This window comes from Azospirillum sp., assembly GCF_035627195.1.
Taxonomy (GTDB): Bacteria; Pseudomonadota; Alphaproteobacteria; order Azospirillales; family Azospirillaceae; genus Azospirillum.
Genome location: NZ_DASPMG010000245.1, coordinates 1 through 4,740 on the forward strand (window position 1 = coordinate 1; position 4,740 = coordinate 4,740).

6 protein-coding genes are annotated in these 4,740 nt (G+C 70.0%); 4 read left to right on the top strand and 2 right to left on the bottom strand.

All coding sequences use genetic code 11. The features are described 5' to 3' along the window. From dapF to ftsY, 3 genes are all read left to right on the top strand, one after another. A partial coding sequence (gene dapF / locus VED21_RS22315; protein WP_324886163.1) for a diaminopimelate epimerase occupies positions 1-554 on the top strand: 554 nt, incomplete at its 5' end. A gap of 12 nt (positions 555-566) precedes the next feature. After that, complete coding sequence (gene mtaB / locus VED21_RS22320) at positions 567-1,850, top strand: tRNA (N(6)-L-threonylcarbamoyladenosine(37)-C(2))-methylthiotransferase MtaB (protein ID WP_324886165.1); 1,284 nt, start codon at positions 567-569, stop codon at positions 1,848-1,850. Then, complete coding sequence (gene ftsY / locus VED21_RS22325) at positions 1,847-3,070, top strand: signal recognition particle-docking protein FtsY (protein WP_324886167.1); 1,224 nt, start codon at positions 1,847-1,849, stop codon at positions 3,068-3,070. The genes mtaB and ftsY overlap by 4 nt, the downstream gene beginning before the upstream one ends. A 3-nt stretch (positions 3,071-3,073) precedes the next feature. On the opposite strand, the gene VED21_RS22330 is transcribed toward ftsY, so the two are convergent. Continuing rightward, the gene (locus VED21_RS22330; protein ID WP_324886169.1) at positions 3,074-3,385 is read right to left on the bottom strand and encodes a CcdB family protein; all 312 of its coding nucleotides are present in this window, start codon (positions 3,383-3,385) and stop codon (positions 3,074-3,076) included. Next, positions 3,375-3,647 carry a type II toxin-antitoxin system CcdA family antitoxin gene (locus VED21_RS22335; protein ID WP_324886171.1) on the bottom strand — a complete coding sequence of 91 codons (273 nt, stop codon included), beginning with the start codon at positions 3,645-3,647 and terminating at the stop codon, positions 3,375-3,377. The genes VED21_RS22330 and VED21_RS22335 overlap by 11 nt, the downstream gene beginning before the upstream one ends. Positions 3,648-3,757: 110 nt before the next feature. Between VED21_RS22335 and VED21_RS22340 the strand changes: the two genes are divergently transcribed. Further along, positions 3,758-4,740: AMP nucleosidase (locus tag VED21_RS22340; protein WP_324886173.1), on the top strand; the 983-nt coding region annotated here is incomplete at its 3' end.

Here is a 4,740-nt window from a genome sequence, read left to right on the forward strand (position 1 = left end):
GCGCCGTGTTCGAGACGGTGTGCGGACCGCTGGTGGCGCACCGCGCCGGTCCGAGCCGCGTGACCGTGGACATGGGTCCGGCCCGGCTGGAGTGGACCGCCATCCCTTTGGCGGAGGCGATGGACACGCTGCACCTGCCCATCGACCAGGACGGGGTGTCCGACCCGGTCGCCGTCAACATGGGCAACCCGCACTGCGTGTTCTTCGTGGACGACGCCGAAGCCGTGCCGGTGGACCGCATCGGCCCCGGCCTGGAGCACCACCCGCTGTTCCCCGAGCGCACGAACGTGGAGTTCGCCACCGTGCTGGACCCGACCCGCATCCGCATGCGGGTGTGGGAGCGCGGCGTGGGCATTACGCGCGCCTGCGGCACCGGTGCGTGCGCCACGCTGGTGGCGGCGGCCCGGCGCGGCCTGACCGGGCGCAAGGCCGACGTGGTGCTGGACGGCGGCACGCTGACCATCGAGTGGACAGAGGACGGCCGCGTCCTGATGACCGGCCCGGTGGCCGTGGCCTTCACCGGCCGCCTGTCGGCCGATCTGGTTGCTGTTTGAAATGACCGTGGTATGAGCGCCCTGCCTCCGCCCCCCAAGGATCCCGAGATCGTCACCTTCGGCTGCCGGCTCAACACCTATGAGTCCGAGGTGATGCGCGGCCACGCGCGCAACGCGGGGCTGGAGAACGTCGTCATCGTCAACACCTGCGCGGTGACGTCGGAGGCCGAGCGGCAGGCGCGCCAGACCATCCGCAAGCTGCGCCGCGAGAACCCGGACGCCCGCATCGTCGTCACCGGCTGTGCCGCGCAGATCGACCCGGCCAAGTACGCGGCCATGCCCGAGGTCGACCAGGTCCTGGGCAACCAGGAGAAGCTGCAGCCGGAAAGCTGGGGCCTCGCCCCGGCCGAAAAGGTGCTGGTCAACGACATCATGTCGGTGAAGGAAACCGCCGGCCACCTGATCGGCGGGTTCGAGGACCGGGCGCGCGCCTTCGTGCAGGTGCAGCAGGGCTGCGACCATCGCTGCACCTTCTGCATCATCCCCTACGGCCGCGGGCCGTCCCGCTCCGTCCCCATCGGCGCGGTGGTGGAGCAGGTGCGGGCGCTGGTCGCCGCCGGCTACACCGAGGTGGTGCTGTCCGGCGTGGACATCACCAGCTACGGCCCCGACCTGCCGGGCACGCCCACGCTGGGCCAGATGGTGCGCCGCCTGCTGGCCCTGGTGCCGGAGTTGCCGCGGCTGCGCCTCTCCTCGCTCGACTGCATCGAGATCGACGACGACCTGTGGCGCCTGATCGCGGAGGAGCCGCGGCTGATGCCGCACCTGCACCTGTCGCTCCAGGCCGGCGACGACCTGATCCTGAAGCGCATGAAGCGCCGCCACAGCCGCGCCGACGCCGTGGCCTTCTGCGAGCGCGTGCGCTCGGTTCGCCCCGACATGGTGTTCGGCGCCGACCTCATCGCCGGCTTCCCCACCGAGGACGAGGCGATGTTCGAGAACACGCGGCGCCTCGTCGAGGATTGCGGGCTGACGTGGCTGCACGTCTTCCCCTACAGCCCGCGCCCCGGCACGCCCGCCGCCCGCATGCCGCAGGACAACGCGCCGTTCCGCAAGGAGCGCGCGGCACGCCTGCGCGCGGCCGGCGAGGCGGCGGTGGCCCGCCATCTGGCGGCCCAGGTCGGCCGTACCGCCACCGTGCTGGTGGAGAAGGACGACCTGGGCCGCACCGAGCACTTCGCCGAGGTCCGCCTGGGCCAGAGCTTCGCGCCCGGCACGCTGGTGCGCGCCGCCATCACCGCCGTGGACGGCGCGCAGTTGCGCGCCACGCCTCTGACGCATTCGGAAACGCCATGATCCTGCGCTGGTTCGGCCGCAAGAAGCCGGAAGAAGAAACCCGCCCCCCCGAGACGCACGAGGACGACAAGCGCGAGGAGGAGAAGGCCGCCGAACCGGCGGCGCCCGAGCCCGCGCCGGAACCGTCCATCCCCGCGGTGGTGGCCGAGGCCCAGGCGCCCGAGGAGCTGCCGCCCCCGCCCGCCGTCGAGACGCCCCCGCCGCCGCCCGTGGCGCCCGAGCCGGAGCCCCCGGCCGCCGAGACGTTCCTGCCGGAACACCGCCCGGCCCCCGAGCCCGCCAAGGCCGAGGAGGCGCCCAAGAAGGGCTGGCTGGCGCGGCTGAAGGAGGGGCTGTCCAAGTCCTCCTCCAAGCTGACCGACGGCATCACCGGCATCTTCACCAAGCGCAAGCTGGACGACGACGCGCTGGAGGAGCTCGAGGAGTTGCTGATCACCGCCGACCTCGGCCCCGCCACCGCGGCGAAGCTGACGGCGGAGCTGGCGCGCACCCGCTTCGGCAAGGAGGTCTCGCCGGACGAGGTCAAGCGCACGCTGGCCGGCGAGGTGGCGAAGATCGTCGGCCCCGTGGCGCAGCCGCTGACCATCGACATGGGACGCAAGCCGCACGTCATCTTGGTGGTGGGCGTCAACGGCACCGGCAAGACGACGACCATCGGCAAGCTGGCCCGCCAGTTCCGCGAGGAAGGCAAGACGGTGATGCTGGCCGCCGGCGACACCTTCCGCGCCGCCGCCGTCAGCCAGCTGAAGATCTGGGGCGAGCGCACCGGCTGCCCGGTGGTGGCGCGCGACACCGGGGCGGATGCCGCCGGCCTCGCCTACGACGCCTACGAGCAGGCCCGGCGCGACGGCGTCGACGTGCTGATGATCGACACCGCCGGCCGCCTGCAGAACAAGGCCGGGCTGATGGACGAGCTGCGCAAGGTGGTGCGCGTCATCAAGAAGATCGACGACTCCGCCCCGCACACCACGTTGCTGACGCTGGACGCCACGACGGGGCAGAACGCGCACAGCCAGGTGGAGGTGTTCCGCGACATGGTCAACGTGACCGGCCTGATCCTGACCAAACTGGACGGTTCGGCGCGCGGCGGCGTTCTGGTGGCGCTGGCGGAGAAGTTCAAGCTGCCGGTGCACGCCATCGGCATCGGCGAGGGCGTGCACGACCTGCGCCCGTTCGACGCCGACGCCTTCGCCAAATCGCTGATGGGGCTGGAGAGCTGAGCGTCAGACGCCAAGGAACAGCCAGTCGAGCGCTTCCGTGATGCGGTCGCGGAAACGCTCGACGGTATCCACGGGTTTGCCCAGGTCGGAGCCCCTGACGGACGTCAGGGAAGGAACGAACACCACGAACTCCGATCCGTCGACCTCCACGATCGGAGTTAGGCGCCCTTTCACGTCCGGCATCGCTGTCTTCGGAGCCATGAAGCCGACGATCCGGTCGCGCCCGGTGTCCGCGAGGTCTGATTGCAGGACGACGACAAACGGATAGGACCGCTGCGCGCGGGTGATCGGGTTGACGAAGACCTCATACTGCATCGTCGTCCGCCTCGTAGTGTTGGCGGACAAGGTCGGCCGGCGAGCCATGTTCGGCGACATAGGCGTTGTAGGCGTCGAGGTCCTGCCGCACCTCGGCTTTCATGGTTGCGGCCAATGCCCTGTCGAGGGCACCGGCAAGCGCTTCCTCGGCGATTTGGGAGGCATTGATCCCGGCACGCCGGACCTTGGCATACAAATCGCTGTTCACCGTAAGGCTGACTGTCTGCTTCTTCGCGAAGCGGTCATAGCTGGGAGCGCGCATAGGTCGGTCACCCATGTCGTTTGCATGGGTATGGTGAGTGCACCCCGCCATACCGTCAAGGGCACTGGCACCATTGCCCCCTTTCCACACCGCCCCGGCGTGGCTATGTCATGGACATGACGAGCACCGCGCCCGCCCCCCTGCCGCCCGGCCCCCTCGGCACCTTCGACGACGCGCGCGCCGCGTTGGACTGCGTCACCGATGTCTGGGACCGCAACACCGCCTTCCTGCGCGACCGCTTCGCCGCCTTCGCCCGCGGCGAGGATCCAGTCACGCGCGTGCACGCCGGCTATCCTTACGTGAAGCTGGTGACCGAGAGCGGGGCGGCGGTCGACACGCGCCTCGCCTACGGCTTCGTCGAGGGGCCGGGCACCTACATCACCACCGTCACCCGCCCCGACCTGTTCGAGCGCTATTACCTGGAGCAGTTCTCGCTGCTCTTGAAGAACCACGGCGTCCCGCTGGAGGTCGGCATCAGCGAGGAGGCGATCCCCATCCACTTCGCCTTCCCGCACGGCCTCTATGTCGAGGGCGACCTGACGCCGGAGCGGGTGGGCCGCCTGCCCGACCTGTTCGACCTGCCCGACCTGGCGCGCATGGACGACAACATCGTCAACGGCACCTACGAATGGGGCATCCACGACCCCAAGCCGCTGGCGCTGTTCACGGCACCCCGCGTGGATTTCTCGCTGCACCGGCTGAAGCACTACACGGCGACGGCGCCCGAGCATTTCCAGAACTTCGTGCTGTTCACCAACTACCAGTTCTATGTGGACGAGTTCATCGAGTTCGCCCACCGCATGATGGAGCCCACCGACGACCCGCGGGAGGCCGCCAACCGCCGCCAGTACGACCGTTTCGTCGAGCCGTGGGACGTGGTGACGCCCAACCGCAACCTGACACCCGGCGCCGACCCGGCGGAGGTGTCGATCGCCCGGCGCCTGCGCATGCCGCAGATGCCGGCCTACCACCTGACCCGGCCGGACGGGAACGGCATCACGCTGGTCAACATCGGCGTCGGCCCGTCGAACGCCAAGACGATCACCGACCACATCGCCGTGCTGCGCCCGCACGCCTGGATCATGCTGGGCCA

What these genes read in the sequence shown, in the direction of transcription:
- mtaB (WP_324886165.1), top strand. Translation starts at nt 567, where the DNA reads ATGAGCGCCCTGCCTCCGCCCCCCAAGGATCCCGAGATCGTCACCTTC.
- ftsY (WP_324886167.1), top strand. Translation starts at nt 1,847, where the DNA reads ATGATCCTGCGCTGGTTCGGCCGCAAGAAGCCGGAAGAAGAAACCCGC.
- VED21_RS22330 (WP_324886169.1), bottom strand. Translation starts at nt 3,385, where the DNA reads ATGCAGTATGAGGTCTTCGTCAACCCGATCACCCGCGCGCAGCGGTCC.
- VED21_RS22335 (WP_324886171.1), bottom strand. Translation starts at nt 3,647, where the DNA reads ATGCGCGCTCCCAGCTATGACCGCTTCGCGAAGAAGCAGACAGTCAGC.